This is a genomic window from Bacillus sp. FSL E2-0195, from assembly GCF_038003645.1.
Classification (GTDB): domain Bacteria; phylum Bacillota; class Bacilli; order Bacillales; family Bacillaceae_G; genus Bacillus_A; species Bacillus_A mycoides.
Window position 1 is genome coordinate 817,530 of sequence record NZ_JBBOPN010000001.1, and the last position, 22,963, is coordinate 840,492.

At 35.3% G+C, this 22,963-nt stretch carries 27 protein-coding genes; 21 read left to right on the forward strand and 6 right to left on the reverse strand.

The genetic code is table 11. The features are described 5' to 3' along the window. Positions 1–35 precede the first annotated feature (35 nt). A complete protein-coding gene (locus MHH59_RS04195; RefSeq protein WP_000391506.1) occupies positions 36–239 on the forward strand; it encodes a hypothetical protein in 204 nt (67 codons plus the stop codon). 144 nt (positions 240–383) lie between these two features. Here the strand turns inward: MHH59_RS04195 and MHH59_RS04200 are convergent, their stop codons facing one another. Continuing rightward, positions 384–1,787 carry an amino acid permease gene (locus tag MHH59_RS04200; protein WP_002029953.1) on the reverse strand — a complete coding sequence of 468 codons (1,404 nt, stop codon included), beginning with the start codon at positions 1,785–1,787 and terminating at the stop codon, positions 384–386. 289 nt (positions 1,788–2,076) lie between these two features. Here MHH59_RS04200 and MHH59_RS04205 point away from each other — a divergent pair, with 289 nt between their 5' ends. From MHH59_RS04205 to MHH59_RS04250, 10 genes are all read left to right on the forward strand, one after another. Beyond that, positions 2,077–3,204 carry a cation:proton antiporter gene (locus MHH59_RS04205; protein ID WP_000899801.1) on the forward strand — a complete coding sequence of 376 codons (1,128 nt, stop codon included), beginning with the start codon at positions 2,077–2,079 and terminating at the stop codon, positions 3,202–3,204. A gap of 124 nt (positions 3,205–3,328) precedes the next feature. Beyond that, positions 3,329–3,658, forward strand: a complete 330-nt coding sequence (locus MHH59_RS04210) for an outer surface protein (RefSeq protein WP_078178214.1) — start codon at positions 3,329–3,331, stop codon at positions 3,656–3,658. A gap of 17 nt (positions 3,659–3,675) precedes the next feature. Continuing rightward, positions 3,676–4,539: a MurR/RpiR family transcriptional regulator gene (locus MHH59_RS04215; protein ID WP_340850857.1), complete on the forward strand. Its 864-nt coding sequence runs from the start codon at positions 3,676–3,678 to the stop codon at positions 4,537–4,539. A 155-nt stretch (positions 4,540–4,694) separates the two neighbouring features. Then, on the forward strand, positions 4,695–5,579 hold the full coding sequence (gene murQ, locus MHH59_RS04220) for an N-acetylmuramic acid 6-phosphate etherase (RefSeq protein WP_340850859.1): 885 nt from the start codon (positions 4,695–4,697) through the stop codon (positions 5,577–5,579). A 23-nt stretch (positions 5,580–5,602) separates the two neighbouring features. Next, complete coding sequence (locus MHH59_RS04225; protein ID WP_002125455.1) at positions 5,603–6,967, forward strand: PTS transporter subunit EIIC; 1,365 nt, start codon at positions 5,603–5,605, stop codon at positions 6,965–6,967. 51 nt (positions 6,968–7,018) lie between these two features. Further along, positions 7,019–8,077 carry a DUF871 domain-containing protein gene (locus MHH59_RS04230; RefSeq protein WP_078178212.1) on the forward strand — a complete coding sequence of 353 codons (1,059 nt, stop codon included), beginning with the start codon at positions 7,019–7,021 and terminating at the stop codon, positions 8,075–8,077. 168 nt (positions 8,078–8,245) lie between these two features. Next, complete coding sequence (locus tag MHH59_RS04235; RefSeq protein WP_001077751.1) at positions 8,246–8,650, forward strand: DoxX family protein; 405 nt, start codon at positions 8,246–8,248, stop codon at positions 8,648–8,650. A 182-nt stretch (positions 8,651–8,832) separates the two neighbouring features. Further along, the gene (locus MHH59_RS04240; RefSeq protein ID WP_002125460.1) at positions 8,833–9,633 is read left to right on the forward strand and encodes an MBL fold metallo-hydrolase; all 801 of its coding nucleotides are present in this window, start codon (positions 8,833–8,835) and stop codon (positions 9,631–9,633) included. Beyond that, positions 9,633–10,037 carry a nuclear transport factor 2 family protein gene (locus tag MHH59_RS04245; RefSeq protein WP_340850860.1) on the forward strand — a complete coding sequence of 135 codons (405 nt, stop codon included), beginning with the start codon at positions 9,633–9,635 and terminating at the stop codon, positions 10,035–10,037. Before MHH59_RS04240 ends, MHH59_RS04245 begins: the two co-directional genes overlap by 1 nt. An 87-nt stretch (positions 10,038–10,124) precedes the next feature. Further along, positions 10,125–10,607 carry a PRK06770 family protein gene (locus tag MHH59_RS04250; protein ID WP_061674983.1) on the forward strand — a complete coding sequence of 161 codons (483 nt, stop codon included), beginning with the start codon at positions 10,125–10,127 and terminating at the stop codon, positions 10,605–10,607. 32 nt (positions 10,608–10,639) lie between these two features. Here MHH59_RS04250 and MHH59_RS04255 read toward each other — a convergent pair whose 3' ends face one another. Beyond that, the gene (locus MHH59_RS04255) at positions 10,640–11,551 is read right to left on the reverse strand and encodes a DMT family transporter (protein WP_002186665.1); all 912 of its coding nucleotides are present in this window, start codon (positions 11,549–11,551) and stop codon (positions 10,640–10,642) included. A 205-nt stretch (positions 11,552–11,756) separates the two neighbouring features. Between MHH59_RS04255 and MHH59_RS04260 the strand changes: the two genes are divergently transcribed. Together MHH59_RS04260 and MHH59_RS04265 are read left to right on the forward strand one after the other, a co-directional pair. Next, positions 11,757–12,251 (forward strand): Lrp/AsnC family transcriptional regulator, encoded by a 495-nt coding sequence (locus tag MHH59_RS04260; protein WP_012260375.1) that lies wholly within the window; start codon positions 11,757–11,759, stop codon positions 12,249–12,251. Positions 12,252–12,389: 138 nt separating this feature from the next. Then, positions 12,390–12,845 (forward strand): N-acetyltransferase, encoded by a 456-nt coding sequence (locus MHH59_RS04265; protein WP_002166324.1) that lies wholly within the window; start codon positions 12,390–12,392, stop codon positions 12,843–12,845. A 78-nt stretch (positions 12,846–12,923) separates the two neighbouring features. On the opposite strand, the gene MHH59_RS04270 is transcribed toward MHH59_RS04265, so the two are convergent. Continuing rightward, entirely contained in the window at positions 12,924–13,694 is a 771-nt protein-coding gene (locus MHH59_RS04270) for an SDR family NAD(P)-dependent oxidoreductase (RefSeq protein ID WP_002186662.1), read from the reverse strand. 140 nt (positions 13,695–13,834) lie between these two features. Here MHH59_RS04270 and MHH59_RS04275 point away from each other — a divergent pair, with 140 nt between their 5' ends. From MHH59_RS04275 to MHH59_RS04295, 5 genes are all read left to right on the forward strand, one after another. Then, positions 13,835–14,194 carry a MerR family transcriptional regulator gene (locus MHH59_RS04275; RefSeq protein ID WP_002169085.1) on the forward strand — a complete coding sequence of 120 codons (360 nt, stop codon included), beginning with the start codon at positions 13,835–13,837 and terminating at the stop codon, positions 14,192–14,194. A gap of 493 nt (positions 14,195–14,687) precedes the next feature. After that, positions 14,688–15,044, forward strand: a complete 357-nt coding sequence (locus tag MHH59_RS04280) for a DMT family transporter (RefSeq protein WP_002125474.1) — start codon at positions 14,688–14,690, stop codon at positions 15,042–15,044. Between the two features lie 2 nt (positions 15,045–15,046). After that, entirely contained in the window at positions 15,047–15,361 is a 315-nt protein-coding gene (locus tag MHH59_RS04285) for a DMT family transporter (RefSeq protein ID WP_002063959.1), read from the forward strand. 138 nt (positions 15,362–15,499) lie between these two features. Next, positions 15,500–16,078 carry a TetR family transcriptional regulator gene (locus MHH59_RS04290; RefSeq protein WP_002063960.1) on the forward strand — a complete coding sequence of 193 codons (579 nt, stop codon included), beginning with the start codon at positions 15,500–15,502 and terminating at the stop codon, positions 16,076–16,078. A gap of 210 nt (positions 16,079–16,288) precedes the next feature. Continuing rightward, on the forward strand, positions 16,289–17,491 hold the full coding sequence (locus MHH59_RS04295) for an MFS transporter (RefSeq protein WP_002125479.1): 1,203 nt from the start codon (positions 16,289–16,291) through the stop codon (positions 17,489–17,491). Positions 17,492–17,544: 53 nt separating this feature from the next. On the opposite strand, the gene MHH59_RS04300 is transcribed toward MHH59_RS04295, so the two are convergent. Further along, positions 17,545–17,883 (reverse strand): winged helix-turn-helix transcriptional regulator, encoded by a 339-nt coding sequence (locus tag MHH59_RS04300; protein WP_002087382.1) that lies wholly within the window; start codon positions 17,881–17,883, stop codon positions 17,545–17,547. 169 nt (positions 17,884–18,052) lie between these two features. On the opposite strand from MHH59_RS04300, the gene MHH59_RS04305 reads away from it, so the two are divergent. After that, positions 18,053–18,592 carry an ester cyclase gene (locus MHH59_RS04305; RefSeq protein WP_340850865.1) on the forward strand — a complete coding sequence of 180 codons (540 nt, stop codon included), beginning with the start codon at positions 18,053–18,055 and terminating at the stop codon, positions 18,590–18,592. Positions 18,593–18,611: 19 nt separating this feature from the next. Next, positions 18,612–19,160, forward strand: coding sequence for an NAD(P)H-dependent oxidoreductase (locus MHH59_RS04310; RefSeq protein WP_088038590.1), 549 nt, complete (start codon positions 18,612–18,614; stop codon positions 19,158–19,160). A gap of 54 nt (positions 19,161–19,214) precedes the next feature. Here the strand turns inward: MHH59_RS04310 and MHH59_RS04315 are convergent, their stop codons facing one another. Then, positions 19,215–19,733 (reverse strand): hypothetical protein, encoded by a 519-nt coding sequence (locus MHH59_RS04315; RefSeq protein ID WP_002186656.1) that lies wholly within the window; start codon positions 19,731–19,733, stop codon positions 19,215–19,217. A 30-nt stretch (positions 19,734–19,763) separates the two neighbouring features. Beyond that, positions 19,764–21,503: an SgrR family transcriptional regulator gene (locus tag MHH59_RS04320; protein WP_340850866.1), complete on the reverse strand. Its 1,740-nt coding sequence runs from the start codon at positions 21,501–21,503 to the stop codon at positions 19,764–19,766. Between the two features lie 154 nt (positions 21,504–21,657). Here MHH59_RS04320 and MHH59_RS04325 point away from each other — a divergent pair, with 154 nt between their 5' ends. Further along, positions 21,658–22,920 (forward strand): MDR family MFS transporter, encoded by a 1,263-nt coding sequence (locus MHH59_RS04325; protein WP_016119656.1) that lies wholly within the window; start codon positions 21,658–21,660, stop codon positions 22,918–22,920. The last annotated feature ends 43 nt before the right edge of the window (positions 22,921–22,963 follow it).

Sequence of the window (22,963 nt, forward strand, 5' to 3'; positions counted from 1 at the left end):
TACTAAAAGTAGTATAGAAAAAGGGAGCGAATAATTTGGAAGAGAAAAAGCTAAAAAGAATTCTTGAATATGTATGGATCGCCGTTGTGCTCCTTGTAGGATATTATTTATTAAAAGATAAAAGTATATGGATTCTATTTTTAATGACATTTTTATTAGCGGGATTAGGAACGCTATTTATTAACTTTTTCTTTGATAGTGTAAACGCGTGGAGAAAGAAAAAGAAAGAGACGAAGTAAGGGAGAATAAAGTGAAACTTTAATCAGTGGGAGTCTTACTGCCCGGCAAATAGCGGGATAAGTATACAAAAGTTGATCGGTATATTTTTCGTTTTACAATCGTTAATGAAAATAGCTCGCCTTTATTATAGGCGAGCTATTTTTTTATACTTCTTTTTTCTCATCATTTGTTTTTTTAGTAGCTAAATGACTATGTTTTCTAGAGTAGAAGAAGTATACGCATAAACCGACTATAAGCCAAAATGAAAAGCTGATCCATGTCGTTTTGGACAAATTAGTCATTAAATATAAACAACAAAGAATAGCGACAACCGGTAGTGCAGGTACGAGTGGTGTGCGGAAGCCTCGTTTTAAATCAGGATGAGTTTTCCGTAAAATAAGTACAGCAAAGCAAACGAATGTGAAGGCTGTTAACGTACCGATGTTTACTAAATTCGCTAGTAAATGTAGGTCTAAAAGTCCTGCTAATAAAGCTGCAAATACTCCAGTAATCCATGTGTTTAATAAAGGGATTTTTACTTTTTTATTTACGCGTGATAAAGCTTTTGGGAGTAAGCCGTCTCGGCTCATTGCATAAGAAACACGAACTTGTCCATACATAACGACTAAAAGAACGGTTGTCATTCCTGTCATCGCACCAACTGCAAGTAGCCCCGCAATAGTATCTTCACCAACGAAATGTAGTGCAAATGCAACTGGATCAGAAACGTCTAATTGCGTATAAGGAACCATGCCTGTTAAAACGAAAGATACGATCATGTATAAAACTGTACAAATAAGAAGGGAACCTATAATGCCAATTGGTAAATCACGCTGCGGTTTTTTCGTTTCTTCTGCCGCGGTTGCGATTGCATCAAAACCTAAAAAGGCGAAGAAGACAGTCGCAGCTCCGGTAATAATACCGTCGTACCCGAATGGAATGAACGGTGTCCAATTTTCAGGCTTTACATATTTTGCGCCTGCTACGATAAAGGCGATAATAACTGCTAATTTGATAAGGACCATAACATTATTAATGCGTGCGCTTTCGCGTATACCAAAGCTTAAAAGCCCAGTAATGAGAAGTAAAATACAAACAGCTGGTAAATCAATGAGACCACCTTTTCCTGTACCAGGGGCCGAGGAAATAATGGTGGGAAGGTGTATATTGAACCCTTGAAGCAATGATTGTAAGTATCCAGACCAGCCAACAGCTACCGCTGCAACAGCGAGTAAATATTCGAGCATTAAACACCAACCAACGATAAAGGCGACGACTTCCCCGACTGTCATGTATGCGTAAGTATACACACTTCCTGAGACAGGAATAGAAGAAGCAAATTCGGCATAACAAAAGGCTACACAAGCACAAGTAAATGCAGCAATAAGGAATGATAGCATAATACCAGGGCCAGAATGTTTTGCCGCTACGATACCTGTTAATACAAAAATCCCTGTCCCAATTACGGCGCCGATTCCTAAAAACGTTAAATCAAGTGCCGTTAATGTTCGATCTAGCTGTCGTGGTGATTCAGTACTAAGCGCTTTTTTTCGTAATAATGACTTCACTTTGAACTCTCCTCCTTTAGTTTTCATTTCCATAACTGCGAATATAGTACGAGCCCATTGGAAAAGAGTATGTAAGTGAATGAAAATACAGTTATGGTATGTAGTTTTTTAAAATTTCTGGGTTAATCTTATTATAATTCAGAATATTTTGTCAAATAAAATTTTAACAAATAAAAAGCCGGTTGTAAGGAGAAACTATGTGCAGAAATAGATGCAGGTTAACAATCAGTAGAGATGAAGAATAATCCACTGATTAAAGTTTTACTTTATTATAGTAGGAGAAGATGTTATGTTATTTTATTTTGAACTTGTCGTCATTTTACTTTGTACGAAATTAGCTGGTGATATTAGCGTTAGACTTGGCCAGCCTTCTGTACTCGGTAAATTAATCGTTGGTATTATTATCGGTCCGGCTTTGCTAGGTATTATTAATAGTTCAGAACTTATTGATGAGCTTAGCGAAATTGGTGTTTTGCTACTTATGTTTATGGCAGGACTCGAAACTGATTTAGAAGAGTTAAATCGTAATTTAAAATCTGCATTCGCAGTAGCGATGGGAGGAATTATTTTCCCATTCCTTGGTGGGTATTTAGCAGGACTTGCGTTTGGAATGTTACAGTCGCATGCGATCTTTTTAGGGTTATTACTTTGTGCCACTTCGGTTAGTATTTCTGTTCAAACACTAAGAGATTTAGGGAAAATGAATACGAGAGAAAGTACGACGATTTTAGGTGCAGCTGTATTTGATGATGTAATTGTCGTTATTTTATTAGCATTTGTGATGAGTTTTTTAGGTACACAAGATGTAAATGTAACGCTAGTCATTGCAAAGAAAATTATCTTTTTTGTAAGTATTGTTTTCATCTCTTGGAAAGTTGTTCCATGGATTATGAAAATGCTCGTACCACTTCGCGTAACAGAAGCATTAATTAGTGCAGCTCTTATTATTTGTTTCTCTTTTTCGTATTACAGTGAAATGATGGGGATTGCAGGTATTATTGGAGCATTCGCAGCTGGAATTGCCATTTCTCAAACAGAGTATAAGCATGAAGTGGAACATAAAATTGAACCAATTGCTTATGCAATATTTGTTCCAGTGTTCTTCGTAAGTATCGGAATGGAAATTACATTTCAAGGTATAGGAAGCCAGCTTTGGTTCATTATCATCATGACTCTTATTGCGATATTCACAAAGTTAATCGGATCAGGTTTAGGCGCAAGACTGACAGGATTCAACCTTCAATCTTCTATTAGTATCGGTGCGGGAATGGTTTCGCGCGGAGAAGTGGCGCTTATTATCGCAGCAAATGGACTTGCGGCGAATTTGTTAGCGAAAGAAAATTTCACAGCGATTGTCATTGTTGTTATATTGACGACAATTATTACGCCGCCGCTTTTGAAGAAGTATTTTGTATAGAGAGGAAGGGCTTATCTGATGTAGGTAAGCTCTTTTTTTATTGCAAAATGCAGTGGTCATGTAGCATGAATGGATTGTAATTATGATAAAATCTATGTATGTGATATGACAAGGAGAGGGAAGTGTGAAGATTACAAAGGGGAAAGTTATAGGTGTAATCATACTTATTGCACTATGTATACCATTTACTGCATGGAAAGAGTCAAAAGTGAAAAATTTTCCAATTTCTATTTTTTCTTCCTATGTAGAAGATGAAAATCCGAAAGACTATAAGTACACTGCTTTTGTACCTGACTTTGCAATTTGGATACATGGATGGGAAAAACAGCGATCTGAAGGTGAAATAACGTCATATAAAAAAGGGGATCGAACTGTAATTGTTCACCATCCACCTGGCAATGATGGTTTTTATCTATATGATACAAATGATATTAGAGAATATACGCAACCATAAGAAGTGGAGGTTAAATAGTGAAAGCTTCAACATTACTATTTAAAATTGAAAGTAATATGGATCAATTTTCACCAGCCGAAAAGAAGGTTGCCATGTACATAATGGAGAATGCAGAAATTGTTCCGAACTTAACGACGAAAGAAGTGTCAACGAATGCAGGCGCAAGTGAGGCAAGTGTTATTCGCTTTTGTAAGTCGATTGGGATTGGGAGCTTTAAATCATTTAAAATCGCGCTCGTTCGTGAATTAACGATTGCTGATTATAATATTAATGATTTTTCAGTGATGAATACGGAAGATGGACCGTACGACTTGTTTAATAAAGTTACATATGTGAATAAAGCTGCAATTGAGGCGAGCGTTACTGCGATAGATAAAAAGGAACTTGAGAAAGCTGCAGATCGTATTGTAAATGCGGATAAAATTATATTTTACGGAGTAGGCGGATCGGCTACTCCGGCGATGGACGGGGCTTATAAATTTACAAGGCTCGGATTTACAGCGATGATGCTATCTGATTTTCATATGATGTTGCCACTCGTCACGAATTTAAAAGAGGGAGATATATTTGTGGCGATTTCAACTTCTGGGCGGACGAAAGATGTGCTCGAAATGGCGCAATATGCGAAGAAGCGAGGGGCTACAGTTATTGCGATTACGAAGCTAGACCAATCATCTCCGTTATATAAAGCGGCAGACATTCGCCTTTGTATGCCAGATGTAGAGCAAGACCATCGCATTGCGAGTATTGCTTCGAGAATGACGCAACTGAATATGATTGATGCTTTATATGTGATTACTTTCAATCGAATTGGTAATAAAGTATTAGATCAATTTATGGAGACGAGAGAAGAAGCATTACGGTTACGGAAATTGAAGTAGAAGAAAAGATGGGGAGACTCATCTTTTTTATTATCTTTGACACAAATATGTCATGTTGTGAAATTTTATTTCATAAAATAAGAAAGAGTTATTGATTTTTAGTTTCTTAAAGTTATAATAAAAGTGTGAAATATAATTTCGAAGAGGGTGGCAATATGTTAGAGAATTTATCGACAGAACACCGTAATGAGAAAACGATGAATCTAGATGAGATGAGTATAAAAGAAGTTTTACAAAGTATGAATGAAGAAGATCGAACTGTTGCGTTAGCAGTTGAAAATGAAATAGAAGAAATTGAAAAGGTTGTACAAATTGTTACTAAGTCTTTTGAAGAAGAAGGCCGTTTAATTTATATTGGGGCTGGTACGAGTGGCCGTTTAGGCATTTTAGACGCAGTAGAATGTCCCCCGACATTTGGAACAGATGATAACATGGTTCAAGGATTTATAGCAGGTGGATTGAAAGCGTTTACTAAGGCGGTGGAAGGTGCCGAAGATCGTGAAGAGTTAGCAAAAGAAGATTTAAAAAGTATTGGATTAAACGAGAAAGATACGGTTATTGGAATTGCAGCAAGTGGTAGAACACCCTATGTAATTGGCGGATTGGAATATGCAAGTAGCATGGGAGCAAGTACAGCTAGTATTTCCTGTAATAAAAATGCTGAAATAAGTAAATATGCAAAACTAAATGTGGAAGTGGAAACAGGCGCAGAAATATTAACAGGCTCAACACGGTTGAAGGCTGGCACAGCGCAAAAGTTAGTACTCAATATGATTTCTACAGCGTCTATGATTGGTGTAGGGAAAGTATATAAAAACTTAATGGTAGATGTTCAATCTACAAATGAAAAATTGGTAGAACGCTCAAAACGAATTATTGTTGAAGCGACAGGCGCTAGTTATGAAGTAGCTACAGAGTGTTATGAGAAAGCAGATCGAAATGTGAAAGCTGCAATCGTTATGATATTACTACAGTGTGAATATGGGGAAGCACTAGAAAAATTAAAAGGTGCGAAAGGATTTGTGAAGAAAGCACTTTAAACTTTGGGGAGGGGGATTCTATTATGAAGAAAGAAGAGAGAATGGCCAAAGAAATTTCAGAGCAGCTTGGGGGAGTAAAAAATATTCGTGGCATTGCTCATTGTATGACGAGGTTACGATTAACGCTTCATGATGAAAGTAAAGTGAACATGGACCTTTTAAAAAAGGTTGAAGGTGTTATGGGAGTGATTGAAGATGAAACGCTTCAAGTTGTTGTTGGGCCAGGGACAGTAAATAAAGTAGCAGCTGAGATGGAAGATTTAACGGGACTGCGAATTGGTGAGGTGGCAGATCACCACCTTGAAGATCTTGGGCAAGAGATGAAGTCAGAGATTAAGAAGAAAAATAATACACCAGTGAAAAACTTTTTAAGAAAAATAGGAAGTATTTTCATTCCGCTAATTCCGGGACTTGTTGCGTCAGGAATTATAAATGGGGTTGCTAACTTTGCGAAAAACGCAGGTGCTGACCCGAATGCAACGTGGCTACAAATGCTACTACTTATTGGCGGCGGTATCTTTACATTCTTAGGAATTTTAGTCGGTTGGAATACAGCGAAAGAATTTGGCGGGACACCAGTTCTTGGGGCAATTGCAGGTATTTTAATTTTCAACCCAGCGATGGCGAATGTAAAATTATTCGGTGAAGCGCTCGTACCCGGACGGGGCGGATTATTTGCAGTTATTTTTGCAGCATGGCTTATGGTTGTAGTTGAGAGACGAGTGCGAAAAGCTGTGCCAAATGCAGTTGATATTATTGTGACACCACTCATTACTGTATTAGCTGTAAGTATAGTAACGATGTTAGCGATTCAGCCAGTAGCAGGCTTCTTATCTGATGGTATTACAAGCGGTATTAATGCAATTTTAAATGTTGGCGGAGCATTTGCTGGAGCTGTGCTTGCCGGAACATTTTTACCTCTCGTAATGGTCGGATTACATCACGGTTTAACACCGATTCATATGGAATTTATTAATCAAACGCACGTAACGCCTTTATTACCAGTATTAGCAATGGCTGGCGCTGGGCAAGTAGGAGCAGCGATTGCGATTTATGTGAAAACAAAAAATAAACGCCTTCGTAATGTGATTAAAGGTGGATTACCAGTAGGATTTTTAGGAATTGGCGAACCGCTATTATACGGGGTTACATTGCCACTTGGGAAACCGTTTATTACTGCTTGTTTAGGAGCGGCTGTCGGTGGTGCATTCCAAGCTGTTATGAAAACGGCTTCACTCGGAATAGGTGTATCAGGATTATCATTAATTCCGTTAATTGCTGATAATAAATATTTATTATATTTCCTTGGATTAGTAGTTGCATATATTTTCGGATTCATCTTTACGTACTTCTTCGGCTTTAAAGAAGAAATGGCAGAAAACATATAGAGAAAGGGATTCCTTTCTCTTTTTTTTATATTAATAGAAGGAGAGATTTATATGATAGGAGTTTCAATTTATCTTTCAAAAGAGCGAGTAGAGAAACAAGAAGCATGGTTAAAACTAGCGAAAGAAAACGGATTTTCATCTGTTTTTACATCTCTTCACATTCCAGAAGATGATCCGAATACGTATAAGGAGTTAATTCAAATACTTGGGAAACAAGCTCTCGAAAATGAAATGGAATTAATGGTTGATGTCTCTCCAAAATCGTTAAACCATTTAGGGATGACGTATGAAAATGTGGAAGAGTTATTAGACTTTGGCATTACTGGTTTACGAATGGATTACGGTATTACGCCAAAAGAAATCGCACGTGTATCTCATAAGATGAAGGTAGCTTTAAATGCGAGTACGATTACAGAATCATTTTGGAAAGAGTTACTTGTGGAAAATATACGAGTAGATCGAGTAGAAGCGTGGCATAATTTTTATCCACGTCCAGAAACAGGACTAGCGAAGTCGTTTTTGCAAAAACAAAATAAATATTTACATGAGTGCGGAATAAAAACGATGGCATTTATTCCGGGAGATGGTGAAAAACGCGGTCCGTTATATGAGGGTTTACCAACTTTAGAAAAACATCGCAGTATGCGCCCGCTTCAAGCATATTTAGAACTTGTTCAAGAGTGTGACATTGATAAAGTGTTAATTGGAGACATAAGTGGGAGCCTAGAAAGTGTACAAGAAATCTCGAGTGCGAGTGGTGGGATTATTCCAGTGCGATATGAGTCATTTATAAATGCAAGTGAAGTATTAAAAGTGGTAGAGCAAGTGCATACAAATAGGTTAGATCCGGCTCGTGACGTAATTCGCTCTGTAGAATCAAGAGAAGAAAATAAAGTTGCATTACAACCGATAAATACAATTTCAAGAAAACGAGGCAGTATTACAATTGATAATGAATTGTACGGTAGATATGCTGGTGAAATGCAAATAGTTATAAATGATTTACCTGAAGATAGGAAAGTGAATGTTGTTGGAATGGTGATGGAAGAAGATGTGTCTTTATTGTCTTATATAGGTGCTGGGAAAAATTTTCAACTTTTTTCTAAGTAATAGAGCGAAAGCTTGAATTAGCACTATTTTATAAAAAACATTATCTGCAAAAAGGATAATGTTTTTTGGTTTCTTTAAAAAAGCATTTGACGAATGAAAAGAAATACCGTATTGTTTTGTCTTGTGAATAAATGTTCACCATAACAAAACGAAAAAGGAGAGTTCAGAATGAATCAATATATTGGTAATTTAATTATTCGTATCGTATTAGGAGTTACTTTTTTTGCACACGGTTTAGCAAAGTTTCAATCAGGTATAGATAACGTAGCAGGATGGTTTACAAGCATCGGTTTACCAGGTGGTCTTGCATATGGCGTAGCAACAGTTGAATTAGTTGGTGGTATATTATTAATTATCGGTTTAGGCGTGAGGTATGTAGGATTGTTATTCGCTCTTATTTTGGCTGGAGCTATCGTAAAGGTAAATGGAGCAGCAGGCTTATTAGGAGATGGAAAGAATCCGGGATATGAATTAGATCTTGCATTATTATCAATGGGTGCGTATTTATTCGTTGTAAAAGCAGAAGGATATGTAGATCGCTTCTTAAAAGAGAAAGTAATGAAAACGAAGTAAATTTTATTTTTTTAGTGTTGACTTGACGACTTGGTGTAACTATAATGATTACATCAAGTCGATTAGTAATAAAATGATTCGTATATTTTTTTATTCCAGTTGTAACCAACTTAGTTACAACTGGAATAAAGCTTAAAGAATAAAGGAATATAAAAGAGTAAATAAAAAGTGGAGGAAATAACATGTCAAAATTACATTTAGAGGTTTTTACAGGATCTGAGCAAGCATTTCAAGTTACATCCACAATTGTATACGGAGAAAAAGATGCAATTCTTATCGATGCACAATTTTTATTAAGTGATGCGCACCGTTTAGCAGCTCAAATTATTGAAACAGGAAAGAATTTAACTCATATTTATGTGACTCATTTCCATCCAGATCACTATTTTGGATTAAATGTATTACATGAAGCATTTCCAGAAGCGAAGATTGTTGCATTACGGAATACTGTTGAAGATATTCGTAACACATTTGAGAAGAAAGTGGAACAGTGGAAACCATCTATTGGGCATAATGTTCCTCATCAACCAATTGTTCCAGAGGAATTAACAGAAGAGAAATTGATTTTAGAGGGAAATGATTTAATCATTAAAGGTGGTTTGCAAGGTGATACACCGAATAATAGTTATGTATGGATTCCATCATTAAAAGCCGTTGTTACAGGCGATATCGTTTATAACAATACTTTCGTATGGACGTTAGAAACAGATGCTGAAGCTCGTCATAAATGGTTAGAAACATTAAGTGAACTTGAAAATCTTCATCCTGAAATTGTTGTAGCGGGTCATCGTGATTATGACGTACCAAATACAGCAGACGCGATTAAACATACTCGTAAATATTTAGTTGCATTTGATGAAGTTCTTGCAGGAAATCCTTCAAGTGAAGAAATTCAAACGGCAATAAAGGAGCGGTTCCCGCACGTTAAAGCGTTAGAAATTGGACTTGTTTTAGCGGCAAACGCGTTTGGGGTGAAAAAATAATGAAGAAAAAAACAAATTTAGAAATTGTTCGAAGCACATATGAAGGACCATCTTCTTCAAATGCAAAACATTTAGCGGAAGCTTTCTCTGAAAAAGTAAAGTGGACAGAGGCAGCAGGTTTTCCGTACGGCGGAACGTATATAGGTACAGAAGCTATAATGGAAAATGTATTTAGTCGTTTAGGATTAGAATGGGATGATTATAAAGCGAGTGTAAATACGTACCATGAAGTAAACGGAAAAGATGTGATTATTGCTGAAGGTGTTTACTCAGGGGTTTATAAAGAGACGGGAAAATCATTTGAGGCGGAATTTGTTCATGTATGGCAGCTTGTAAATGGAAAAATCGTGAAATTTAAACAATATGTGGACAGTTACATTGTACGAGAAGCGATGAAGGTTTAAAATGAAATAAGGAAACAAATGGAATCGGCTGTGCGCAGGCGATTCCATTTGTTTATGTAATTATTAGGGGAATGGGGAGTACATAATATGAAAAAATGGATAATAGGGGCAATTACAATGATTGTAATTGCGATAGGAGCTGTATTCGGTGTTACTAAACTTCTTAATTATATAGAGGAAGAGGAGAAGAGTCTTAAAACACAAAAAGTGATGAGCCAACGGGACAAGAAAGTTGCGGAAGAGAAGCCACAATTTAGTGAGGATGAAATTATTTCTACAATGCATAGGATGGTACATCAAAAAGTGAAATCATCTGATAAATGGGGATTTATCGAAATGACAAATAAGGAAATTCGTAGTGCGAAGAACGCAGTAGAAAGCAGTACAAATTTTAAATATAAAGCAAAGCTACTTTCTACTTTGGAGCGTTGGGAGAAAGGAGACTTTTCACAAACGGTTGAGGATCATAACTTTTTGTGGGAAATTCAAGGTGGTGATACCGGAAAGGCAACAGAACGTTTATCGCCAGAAGAAGAAAAGCAGTATGTGAAAGAAATGAAAGGTAAATAAAAACATCGCCACTTTGGTGGCGATGTTTTTGATTAAGAATGTTTTCGCATTAAAGCTCTAGTTGGCTGAACAGCAACGGTTTTGAAATGAGAAAATAAATAACACCCTGTCACGACGATGATTGTACCGAAAATTTGAATCCATGTTAATTCTTCTCCAAGGAAAAGGAATGCTAAAATAGCTGTGAAAATTGGATTGAAATTTAGAAAAATCCCCGATGTAGTAGCGCCTAATTTCTGTACACCAATATTCCAAAACACCATACAAAGTACTGTTGAAATGAGTCCTGTATATAAAAGTGATGTTATGAAGGAAGAGTTGATATTGGAAACAGTGAAGCTACCTATGTTAAATGGAAGCAATAAAATAACGCCGAAAATACCAGAATATAATGTAGCCATTAGCGGTGTAACTGTTTTTGTCGCCCATTTACTACAAACAGAATAAATGCCCCAAATACAAACTGCTGCAATCATCCATAAATCCCCGCTATTAAAATGTAGTGAAAATAAAAGAGCAAAGTTTCCCTTTAAAAGAACGAGGATGACCCCAAAAAATGAAAGAATCATAGAAAGAATTTGAAGCGTATTTACTTTTTCTTTTAGAAACAGCACAGAAAATAATGCAATTGAAATAGCGTTCAATGTAGAAATAAGACCTACATTCGTTGCGGATGTTTTTTCTAATGCTAAAAATTGAAAAATGTTGAAAAGAGCGACGCCTGTAATTCCCATAATTACTAACGGGATTATAGCAGCACGCGGTGGAATAATTTTCTTCTCTTTAAACCATACGAGTGGTAATAAACAAACAATCGCAATCATCCATCTTAAACTTGTCAGTGTCATCGGAGACGCATGATCGACAAGTGATTTCCCAACGACAAAATTTCCTCCCCATAATAAGCTTGTTAATAATAGTAAAAAGACGTAAAAATAAGGCATACTAAAAACCCCTTTGTTGAAATAAGAATGAACTGTAAATAATTTTAGCATTTTTCTTTATTATCTAATATATTCTTTTGTATAATGGTAAAAACTCGATAAAATGTTTCGTTAGAAATATTATTTACAGAAAAACATTCAGTTTTATATAAGTTATGAGATGTTTCTTCGAATAATCGTCGGTAAGAAAAAAGGGGGAATTTTGATGGAGTCATCTGTTATTAAAGTGCTTGATGATTTGGATGTGAAAATTTTAGATATATTGCAGAAAGAATCACAAGTAAGTAATGCAGAGCTTGCACGCCGTGTTAATTTATCTCCAGCTGCGATGCATGCACGAATAAAAAGGTTAGATGGCGAAGGTTTTATTGATAAGCAAGTAGCAATTTTAAATCAAGAAAAGCTTGGATTTGATTTATTATGTTTCATTTTTATGAGTACGAATATTCATCAGTATGAAAAGCTGGAAGTGTTAGAACGAGAATTAGAATCTATGCCTGAAGTGTTAGAATGTCACTGTTTAACAGGAGAGTATGATTATTTATTAAAAGTTGCAAATCGTGATCGTAAAGAACTGGAGCAGTTTATTAGAAAGTTGAACAAGCTTGGTATTACACGGATACAGACGAGTTTAGCACTTCGTGAAATTAAATATTCGACGGTATTGCCGATACGAAATGAGGAATCAAGCATCGATTAAGTTGCTTGGTTTTTTGTTTGTGTAAAATTCAGAAAAGTGATTGACGGAGAGAAAAGAGAGATGTATTATTATATGAAATTATGAATTAAAATTCATTCGTTGTTATAAATATTAATGCTGGGGGCAAGGGGATATAATATGAAAATCTTTAATGCGGTTACAAGTGATGTGAAAGAAATTTATAATCTCATTGAAATGTATGCAAAAGAAGGAGTTGTTTTGCCGCGTTCTCTTTTGTCTCTCTATCAATATTTACAATGTTTATATGTTATGAAAGAAGGAGAGGAAGTCGTTGGAGTTGCTGGTTTACATGTGTTAGGAGAGGATCTTGCAGAAGTACGATCGTTAGTAGTTTCGCATACATATGCAGGAAAAGGGATAGGGCGTATGCTCGTGAGTCATGTGATGGAGGAAGCGACGAAAATAAATGTAAAAAGAGTGATTTCTTTAACGTATGAAACAGTATTTTTTCAAAAGTGTGGATTTGATTTTGTAAATAAAGAATTGCTGCCAGAGAAAGTATGGGTTGATTGTAGACATTGTCCAAAAGTCAATTATTGTGATGAGGTGGCGATGATACGGTATGTTGGATGAAATTTTTAGAGAGAAAAAAGGCCCACTATTATTTAAGAAATAGTGGGTATCTATATTTTAATCAGAAATGAGATGTTGTTAAGAATTTGAATTCGTTTGTCTTACTGCAAAATTAAAAATGGGATTTTTAAGCTCATAGTTATAAGTAGAACCATCGACAAGTCCTACAACTTTATCGCTATCATAAAGGTCGAGCATAAATTGTGCCATTTGTTTTGCAGTGTGGAATTTCGGTACAACATTATCGTATTGGAACTCATCAATATTAAATGAACGTTTTGCGAATTCTGTTTCAGTTGCACCAGGAGCTAAAACTTTTGCTTGTAGTTTTGCACCTTGTTCTTTCAGTTCGTGAGATAGTCCTTCAGTAAATGCACTTACATAAAATTTCGTAGCGCAATACGTAACAGCATTGGCAACAATCGTATATCCACCGCCTGATGAAACGTTAATAAGCTGTGTTCCTTCGGTCATTGAATAATCTCGAACGAAAAGGGAAGATAGTATTGTTAGTGCTTCTATATTTACATGCAACATCGTTTCTATCTTGTTTAAATTTTGTTCAGCAATTGAGGCGAAATTACCAAAACCTGCGTTGTTAATCCACGTTTCAATTTGAAAACTTTGTAGACTTTCATAAAATTTATAAACTTCTTCAGTGACTGATAAATCAGTTCTTCGAATGACAACATCCAATTCCGGATGCATTTCGTTAATTTTCAATTTTAATTCTTCTAATTCTGCTTGTCTTCGAGCTACAAGTATTAAGTTTTTTCCGCGAGATGCAAAGGCTAAAGCGGATTCATAGCCAATTCCTGAACTAGCACCAGTAATAACAGTATATTTCATATAAAAGCCTCCTAAATTCAAATTAATTTATCATGGTTAGATTGTATTTGTTAGAGTATACTCTAAGTCAAATGTTTTTTATAATTTGGATAAGGCAGTAAAATATATGAGAGTAAATGGCGTGCGGAGGGAGTATGGTTATGTACACAATTAGCGAGGTAGCTAAATTATTAGGAGTGAGCACACATACATTACGTTATTATGAAAAGGAGAACATATTAATTGCAAACCGCGATACAAATGGAAATCGACTGTATGAAGAATCGCATATAAAGTGGTTGCAGTTTGTAATGAAATTAAAACAAACGCAAATGCCGATAGCGAAAATAAGAGAATACGCTAGATTATATTTAGAAGGAGAGCATACAACCGAAGCTCGTTTACAACTGTTAGAAAATCATAAAAAATCTATTCGAACTCAAAGAGAAAACTTAGAAATTACAGAGAAGATGCTCGAAAATAAAATTATTGCATACAAAGACTCGTTGAAAAGTAAATAGCGTACAAAATATTTCGTTCTTTGTTGCATGTTGAAAAGGGAGTACAGGTCTTTGTTTTGGAATTTATCTATGAGTATTTAATTATAATGTGCCGATAAATTAAAAAAGAGCAGTTAGCTAAAAGCAACTGCTCGATTCAAAGGGATCTCCAAGGGGGGAATGGAGAAAATATTATGTTACTACCATTATTGACAGATTATTAAGAAATATACATGTGGATTTAAAAAATTAAAAATATTTTTTGGTTAATAGAATCCGGGTGTTGACACTTTATCAATTGGTCATGTAGAATGTTTATGAATGACATTCAGTCATTTTTTTCTGTGAAAGGGTGTAGATAAGCAACTTTTATATGTAGTTAGCTTAATAACGGAACAAATATAAGGATAAATGAGGATGATATTGGTTTTTTAAATAGTAGTTAGAGTGAGATTATATTTTTTAAATTAAAAATGACTGACGGTCAGTCAGTGAATAATAGAAGGTGAGAGATATGAAAAATAAAGCTTGGTTATATGTCATATTAACATGTATCTTTGAAATTTTTTGGGTGTTTGGTTTTAATACAGCTCATACTTGGTGGCATTGGGTCATTATTGTAGGAGTTATCGCTGTTGATTTTTACTTCCTATCGAAAGCGTGCGAACATCTTGCAACAGGGACTGTATATGCTGTGTTTGCCGGAGCTGGTACGGTTGGTACTTTCCTAATGGATGTATTCCTTTTCGGCGGCAGTTTCAGTTTAGGAAAGCTATTCTTTATCGTAATGGTCGTAGCGGGCGTGATCGGTTTAAAATTAGCTGATAATAAAGAAGAAACCGCGGAAGAAATTGTGAAAGGAGCTGCTTAAAAATGGGTTGGATTTTCGTATTTTTTGCTGCAATTAGTGAAATAGTCGGTGTGATAGGCCTTAAAATGTATAGTAAAGATAAGACGTTAACAAATGGAGCGATTTATATAGGTGGATTTGCAACTTCCTTTGCATTCTTATACACATCTTTCTTGTTCTTACAAGTAAGTGTAGCTTATGCGGTTTGGATTGGCATTGGAACAGCAGGAGCTGTTTTATTAAATATGTTTCTGTTTGGTGAATCGAAAAGTAAGGCACGTTTGATTAGTGTAGCTCTTATCGTATGTGGAGTTACGGGATTAAAGGCTCTTTCATAAGAAAAGGATATTAAAGTTAAATCTCCTAACGATTTGTTGGGAGATTTTTATTATGAAAAGTGCACGATGATTGACAGTACAGCTAGTTATTTTATAAAATGAGTGACAGTCATTCAATACGCGTGTGAAAGGGTTTAGATGATGAATAAAAAAGAAAAAATTGTCTATGCAGCTATTGAAGTGTTTCAGGAAAAGGGCGTTGAAAAAACGAAGATTTCTGATATCGTGAAATTGGCTGGCATTGCACAAGGAACTTTCTATTTATATTTTCCTTCTAAGTTATCTGTTATGCCTGCAATAGCAGAAGTGATGGTTGAGAAGATGATACTTGCAGTGAAAGAAAAAGTACAGAACGATTCACCTTTTTCAAGTAAAGTTGAGCAAGTAATAGATGCAGTATTTACCTTTATAGCTGAATATCGTGAAATACAAGCATTAATGTATGCGGGCCTTGCATCAACTGAACATATAAAAGAATGGGAAGCTGTATATGAGCCTCTTTATATATGGCTAAGTGACTTTTTAAGTGAGGCAAAAGAATCAGGTGAAATTCGTGATTCGGTTCACGCTGAGCGAACAGCGAAGTTATTTATCGCTCTTGTTGAATCAGCAGCGGAACAAGTTTATTTATATGATCATAAAGATGATGAGCAAGTCGAACTACAAAAGGCAGAAGTACTAGATTTTTTAACACATGCACTACATATAAAGAAGTAGTAAGATGAACCTGTCTGAAAAGGTAGGTTCATTTCTGCGGGAAACTGAATGATAGTCATTCACCCTGTGTTTATGTATGTGTGGAAGGATAGAGTGAAATTCTAATGAGTGGGGACATCTTTACTCAGTGTGAGCCCACAAATAGCAGGATAAAGAAAAAGCTTCTTGGGCATTATTTTTGAGAGGAACTGCGGGAAGAGGTGTTAAAAATTGAAGAAACCGATAAAAGAACAAAAGATGGTATTGATCATTCTTTTGAGTAATATATTTATCGCTTTTTTAGGGATTGGATTAATCATTCCGGTTATGCCATCCTTTATGAATGATATGAATTTAACAGGAAAGACGATGGGTTATCTCGTTGCAGTGTTTGCAATGGCGCAGCTTATTACTTCACCTATTACGGGTCGTTGGGTCGACATTTACGGTAGGAAGAAAATGATAATCATTGGATTATTTATTTTTGGTGTTTCAGAGCTTCTTTTTGGATTAGGTACAGATGTGTGGATGCTTTATGCAGCGAGGGTGTTAGGCGGAATTAGTGCCGCGTTTATTATGCCGGGTGTTACGGCATATGTTGCTGATATTACTTCTATTCAAGAACGTCCAAAGGCGATGGGATATCTTTCAGCGGCTATTAGTACCGGATTTATTATAGGGCCTGGAATCGGCGGGTTTATTGCAGAATACGGTATACGTGTGCCGTTCTTTGTGGCAGCAGTGATTGCCTTTGTTGCATGCGTGATTTCTATATTTATTTTGAAAGAGCCGTTAACGAAAGAAGAACTTGCAGAGATTTCTGCTAATACGAAAGAATCCAGCTTTATCGGAGATTTAAAGAAATCATTAAATCCAATGTATGCAATCGCATTTATTATTGTATTTGTACTCGCATTTGGATTATCAGCATATGAAACTGTGTTTAGCCTGTTCTCTGATCATAAGTTTGGTTTCACACCGAAAGATATTGCTGCAATTATTACGATTAGCTCCATCTTTGGGGTAGTTGTGCAAGTATTTATGTTTGGCAAATTGGTTGACATGTTCGGTGAGAAAGTATTAATTCAAATATGTTTAATTGTAGGTGCAGTATTAGCATTCGTCTCAACTGTAGTCTTTAATTATTGGATTGTACTTCTCGTTACTTGCTTTATTTTCCTAGCATTTGATTTGCTTCGTCCAGCTTTAACGACGTTTTTATCAAAAGCAGCTGGAAAAGAGCAAGGATTCGTTGCTGGTATGAACTCAACGTATACGAGTTTAGGAAATATCGCAGGACCAGCGATGGGCGGAATATTATTTGATATAAACATTAATTATCCATATGCATTTTCAGGTGTTGTTTTAATCGTTGGTCTCGGCATTACATTTATGTGGAGAGAGAAACAACTAGCTCAAAGTTTTGCGAAGTAATGTAGTGAATAACGAAAAGCCTCTTACTATTTTTATGGTAAGGGGCTTTTCGTTTATAAACTTAATCCAAACCGCTTTAATTCAATAAATATCCCCTCTAATTGCTTTCCTTTATCCGTTAACGTGTACTCTACGCGAGGTGGAACCTCTGGATATACTTTTCGCGTTATAATCCCTTGCGTTTCCAATTCTTTTAGGCGAAGCGATAAAGTTTTCGGACTAATCCCATCCATTGATTTTTGTAAATTACTAAAGCGTAAAGTTCCTTCGATAAGAAGGTCACGAATGATTAAAAACGTCCATTTTGTACTAATTACGTCAAGCGTTTTAGCGATAGGACAAGGTATACCAGGTAAACCTTTCGTTAATACAACTGGATCTATATTGCTCATGGAAATAGCCTCCATAAAAATTTTTTGAATGAATTTGCCTTATCGTATCACAAAACTATCTTTTTGGTAACTATATGAAAAAAATATCACTACTTCCATAAAGGAAGTTAGTGCATATACAATAGCAATACGAAATACAAAGGGTTTGTATGAAGAGGAGGTGATTTCCATGGGTATGAAAAAGTTGTTTATGTTTCTTAGTTTTTTTGTCATTTGTATTGTGCTTGTAGCATGTAGTGGTGAGCAAAAAACTGAAATTCAGTTATTAAAAGAAATGCCGAAGCCAAAAGCAATGACAATTGATTCTTCATTAAGTAAAAAGGAAGCGACAGAAATCGTGCATGCAGCTCAGCGTTTTTATGCATTTTGGGATACAGGTAAAGAGGAGCTTATTCCGCAGACGGTTACTGAAAATTTTTTCGATAACACACTGCCGAAAGGTCGACCACAAGGCACTGAAGGATTAAAGCTTGCGGCGCAAAACTTTCGTAAAGTAGTTCCTGATATACATTGCGAGATTGAAGATTTATTAGTCGTTGGTGATAAAGTAACAGCTCGTCTTTCTTTTACAGGAACTCATAATGATAAGAAAATCAATTTTTTTGCAATTGATATTTTGCATGTGAAGGATGGCAAGATAACGGAAGATTGGCATTTAGAAGATAATCTTATGCTGAAACAACAACTTGGGTTAATAGCTGAGGAATAAAATAAGGGAGAGAAAAGTGATGAAAAATATATTTATTATAAATGGACATGAAAAATACGGTACGAAAGAAGGTCGATTAAATAGAACGTTAGTTGATTATATGATAACTGTATTAAGTGAGAATCATTATGTGAAAACAACGACGATTCAAGATGGATATAGTATGAAAGAAGAACAAGATAAATTTCTATGGGCTGATGTTGTAATTTATCAAACACCTATTTACTGGTTTAGTGTACCGGGATTATTTAAAACATATATGGATGAAGTGTATGAATACGGTTTGTTCTTTAAAGGTGCAGATGAATATGGAACAGGTGGTTTATTAAAAGAGAAGCAGTATATGTTTTCTACAACTTGGAATGCACCTGAAAAAGCATTCGGAGATAAGACGAAGTTCTTTGAAGGAGAAAGTTTAGAATCAGCACTTAGTCATTTACATCGTGTGCAGAAGTTTCTTGGTATGAGTCCGTTAAAGAGTTTTGCTTGTTATGATGTGGTGAAAAATCCGGATATTGAGCAATATTTATTGAACTTGAAAGATCACTTAGATAGAGTAATTAAATAATAGTTTGTATCTGTATGTGAAGAAGGTACTACTAAGGATGTAGTACCTTCTCTTTCATGAAATACGTTGAAAATCTTTACTTATACAGGACGGTTTTAGTTTTTTTGATTTGATTAAATGTTTAATATCAGAGATGTTATCGTATGAAAGCTGAGTATGATAATAGTTAATGTACTCAAGTAATGCAAAAATATAAATAAATAGAGTGAATGATACCCCGCCTAAAGGTAAGTGGGGATACCAAATTACAAAATCAATAGTAAACGTAATAAATCCCGTGACAATCAATGCTATATTTATCTTTTTAAGTACTTTTAAATATTGAATCATCCTAATAGGTGTAATAGATGTTTTCTCTTTTTTTAGTCGTTTCCGCTTTACGTACCAGTAAATTGCTCCTTGTAATAAGATAAACTCTAAAAGAAGAAATGAGATCCAAAAAGAAAATAGGGAATATAAATGTAACGTAGGATAAGCATAATTAAGTAAGTAACTTGTGAAAATAAAAGTAATGACTGAAAATAACTCACCTGTGTATAGATAGGAAAGTCTTTTTTCTAGGTTGCGTTTCATGGTTCTTCTCCTTTTATAAAAACTCATATTTTAATACATGGATGGCTGTATCCATAACTTTGCAAAATTTGCCCAACCGAATGAATCAATTGTTACGTTTTTTAAAGAAGAAGGATATGTTTTTCTTTTTAAAACGTGATAGTTAAATAAAATGATTTTTTCAGCTTGTAAAAACTCTTCAATCTCATACATGAGCTTATACCGTTTTTCTTTATTGTCTTCTAATAAAAAGGTATCAAGTAAACAATTAATTTGTTTTGCATAGTGTGGGTCCATGAATCGATTTACGAAGCAACTTTTATTTTTAAATACATTTAAAAATGCAATTTCATGATCGGTAGCAAATACTTCCCCCATGAAAATAATATCCGCATGTTTATCAATAGAACGATCCATATAATCTGAAACGAGAAATGGGTGAAGTTCTACGTGTACTCCTAATTGTTCGCAGCGTTCTTTTAGGAAATGTGCATCATTTGCACTATCTTTAAATGCGAAGAAATAAATATGTATCGTTTCTCCATTATAGGTGCTCTTTTTTAAATAGTCTTTCGCTTTTTCTAAAGAGTAGGACCTGTTAGGAACTTGACGGCTTCTTTCAGGAAAAAAGCTTGATGCAGCAATTGTTCGTCTACCCTCTATGCTATGAAGTATCGTTTCAACGTCATATAGTTCTCTCCAAGCCTTTCGAAAGTGAATGTCGTGATGAGGACCAGGTTTTGTAAAGTTGAAGCTAGCATAAATACAACCTATTTCTTCTATTTGTATATCATGCCTTTCATTTTCCTCTTCATTTGGTAGTTCATAATCAGCATCTATTTGCAAATGATCAGGAATACCCCAAAATTCAATACGGTCTAATAACGCACGCTCTTTAAAATAATGGGTGAACGCTTCGAGTACGATATTGTCTTCAGAGTAATGAGTAAGTTTAAAAGGTCCAGTACCTATGTAGTGATGATTTTGAATAACTGCATCATGCGGTAAAATTGCGAGTTGCATGGAACTCACATAACGTAAGAAAAAAACGTTAGGTTTTGCTAAATGAAATCGTATTTGCAGTGGTGATGGTGTTTCAATTTGAACAATTTCCTGTGTTAACCATGCGTAAGGAGATTGAGCTTGCTGCAATCTTTCAAATGAAAATTGTACATCTTTAGAAGTTAGAACAGTTTCGTTATGAAAATATATATCTTTTCTTAAATGAAACGTCCACGTAAGCCCGTCTTCGCTTAATTCCCACGTATGTGCAATGTGTGGTTCCATTTTTTCTGTAATATCGTTATAAATGACTAATGTATCAAAAATTTGGTTAATAAGATGACCCTCTGTTGTTACAGCCGTAAAAGCGGGATCTAATGGTAATATCTTTCTTGATATAGGGATCTTCAATATGTCATACATATCATTTGAAGGTTCGTATCCAAAATGATGATGTAGTTTATTTTCTATCTTTTTTTGAATTGCAAGAGGAAGGGGCTCTTTTAAAAGAAGAAAGACATCTTTTAATTTTTCTTGGGTTAACAGTTCATCTGTATAGGATTCAATCGCTTCTGCTAAAGTATGTGCAAATATAATTTCTGTTTTATTTCCACGACCACGCCCTGGTGTCCACTTAATGAATTGCTCCTCGTTCATTTTCTTTAATAAAATCTTTACGTTTTTCGTACTGCAATATAAAACATCCGCTAATTCTTGTAAGCTATTTCGTATATGTTGTTGGTCTTGTGCATGTAATCTTAAACGAATGTAATAGTCCATAATTTTCATATATACACTTCCTTCTATAATAAAGTGAAACTTTAATCAGTGGGGGTCTTACTGCCCGTTAATGCGGGATAAAAGGGGAAACTCTTTAGAATATTCTAACCTTTTTCTTCCTCTTTTTCAAAGTAAAATGAATAAGCATAAGGAGGGGGAAACAATGGGATTTTGGAGTATGCACCGAAATATAAAAATCAGAATTATAACTTCGTTTTTAACACGCACTGTATCCACAATGATTTTTCCATTTATGGCAATTTACTTTTCAATAAAGTTAGGTAGTGCGATTGCTGGTGCTTTATTACTCATCAATGTGCTAGCTGCATTAATTATCGGTTTATATGGTGGGTATGTTGGAGATCGGCTCGGTCGTAAAAAAGTAATGATTATCGGCCAAAGTATACAAGTCGTTTCCATAGCTTGTATGGGAGTTGCGAACTCAGATTATGTAGATTCACCGTGGCTAACATTTGTGTTTATGTTAGTGAATAGTTTAGGATCTGGACTTATGAATCCAGCGACGGAAGCGATGTTAATAGATGTGAGTACACCTGAAAATCGAAAAGTGATGTACAGCATTAACTACTGGGCTATTAACTTATCAATTGCGATTGGAGCAATATTTGGCGGATTACTATTTGAGAACTATAGATTGCAATTGTTTATCGGATTAACAGTTATTGCAGTTATTACTTTATATGTGATGGCTGTATATATGGAAGAAGTGTATGTGGCACGAAAAACGGTGGAGAAGAAAAATGTATTAAAAGATATGGCAGATAGTTATAAAGTCGTGATGAAAGATAGAGCGTTTTTAATTTTTTGTGCAGCAAGTATATGTACACTATCGTTAGAGTTTCAAATTAATAATTATTTAGGGATACGTTTACAGAAGGAATTTGAAACGGTGCACTTTTTCTTCGGGAATGGTTTTACATTCGATTTAACAGGTATTCGAATGCTCAGCTGGATATCGGCAGAGAATACAATTTTAGTTGTGTTATGTTCAGCGCTTCTTATTAAAATGCTGAAAAGCTTCAACGATTTGAAAATTTTATATGTAGGTTTATTCATTTACACAATTGGATTTACAATACTCGGAACGAGCAATAGTTTATGGATCTTATTAATTGCAGGGCTTTTCCAAACTGTAGGAGAGATGATGTATGTGCCGGTTCGTCAATCTATAATGGCGGACATGGTGCCGGATGAGGCAAGAGGTTCATATATGGCGATTAACGGAATGGTCTTTCAAGTGGCAAAAATGAATGGGGCATTAGGTGTTATGCTAGGCTCGTTTATTGCATCTTGGGGCATGAGCGCTCTATATTTCATCGTTGGTATGAGCAGTATTTTATTATTTATGAAGGCGATAGGGAAAGAGAAGTATCAGAATGAAGGAAATGTTTCTCAGATTGGATGAAACTATATAAAAGCGAACCAGTTATACTGGGACTCGCTTTTTA

What these genes read in the sequence shown, in the direction of transcription:
- MHH59_RS04310 (WP_088038590.1), top strand. Translation starts at nt 18,612, where the DNA reads ATGAAAAATATATTTATTATAAATGGACATGAAAAATACGGTACGAAA.
- MHH59_RS04260 (WP_012260375.1), top strand. Translation starts at nt 11,757, where the DNA reads ATGGAGTCATCTGTTATTAAAGTGCTTGATGATTTGGATGTGAAAATT.
- MHH59_RS04300 (WP_002087382.1), bottom strand. Translation starts at nt 17,883, where the DNA reads ATGAGCAATATAGATCCAGTTGTATTAACGAAAGGTTTACCTGGTATA.
- MHH59_RS04230 (WP_078178212.1), top strand. Translation starts at nt 7,019, where the DNA reads ATGATAGGAGTTTCAATTTATCTTTCAAAAGAGCGAGTAGAGAAACAA.
- MHH59_RS04290 (WP_002063960.1), top strand. Translation starts at nt 15,500, where the DNA reads ATGATGAATAAAAAAGAAAAAATTGTCTATGCAGCTATTGAAGTGTTT.
- MHH59_RS04270 (WP_002186662.1), bottom strand. Translation starts at nt 13,694, where the DNA reads ATGAAATATACTGTTATTACTGGTGCTAGTTCAGGAATTGGCTATGAA.
- MHH59_RS04235 (WP_001077751.1), top strand. Translation starts at nt 8,246, where the DNA reads ATGAATCAATATATTGGTAATTTAATTATTCGTATCGTATTAGGAGTT.
- MHH59_RS04280 (WP_002125474.1), top strand. Translation starts at nt 14,688, where the DNA reads ATGAAAAATAAAGCTTGGTTATATGTCATATTAACATGTATCTTTGAA.
- MHH59_RS04205 (WP_000899801.1), top strand. Translation starts at nt 2,077, where the DNA reads ATGTTATTTTATTTTGAACTTGTCGTCATTTTACTTTGTACGAAATTA.
- MHH59_RS04255 (WP_002186665.1), bottom strand. Translation starts at nt 11,551, where the DNA reads ATGCCTTATTTTTACGTCTTTTTACTATTATTAACAAGCTTATTATGG.
- MHH59_RS04245 (WP_340850860.1), top strand. Translation starts at nt 9,633, where the DNA reads ATGAAGAAAAAAACAAATTTAGAAATTGTTCGAAGCACATATGAAGGA.
- MHH59_RS04240 (WP_002125460.1), top strand. Translation starts at nt 8,833, where the DNA reads ATGTCAAAATTACATTTAGAGGTTTTTACAGGATCTGAGCAAGCATTT.
- MHH59_RS04250 (WP_061674983.1), top strand. Translation starts at nt 10,125, where the DNA reads ATGAAAAAATGGATAATAGGGGCAATTACAATGATTGTAATTGCGATA.
- murQ (WP_340850859.1), top strand. Translation starts at nt 4,695, where the DNA reads ATGTTAGAGAATTTATCGACAGAACACCGTAATGAGAAAACGATGAAT.
- MHH59_RS04265 (WP_002166324.1), top strand. Translation starts at nt 12,390, where the DNA reads ATGAAAATCTTTAATGCGGTTACAAGTGATGTGAAAGAAATTTATAAT.
- MHH59_RS04315 (WP_002186656.1), bottom strand. Translation starts at nt 19,733, where the DNA reads ATGAAACGCAACCTAGAAAAAAGACTTTCCTATCTATACACAGGTGAG.
- MHH59_RS04325 (WP_016119656.1), top strand. Translation starts at nt 21,658, where the DNA reads ATGGGATTTTGGAGTATGCACCGAAATATAAAAATCAGAATTATAACT.
- MHH59_RS04305 (WP_340850865.1), top strand. Translation starts at nt 18,053, where the DNA reads ATGGGTATGAAAAAGTTGTTTATGTTTCTTAGTTTTTTTGTCATTTGT.
- MHH59_RS04225 (WP_002125455.1), top strand. Translation starts at nt 5,603, where the DNA reads ATGAAGAAAGAAGAGAGAATGGCCAAAGAAATTTCAGAGCAGCTTGGG.
- MHH59_RS04285 (WP_002063959.1), top strand. Translation starts at nt 15,047, where the DNA reads ATGGGTTGGATTTTCGTATTTTTTGCTGCAATTAGTGAAATAGTCGGT.
- MHH59_RS04320 (WP_340850866.1), bottom strand. Translation starts at nt 21,503, where the DNA reads ATGAAAATTATGGACTATTACATTCGTTTAAGATTACATGCACAAGAC.
- MHH59_RS04275 (WP_002169085.1), top strand. Translation starts at nt 13,835, where the DNA reads ATGTACACAATTAGCGAGGTAGCTAAATTATTAGGAGTGAGCACACAT.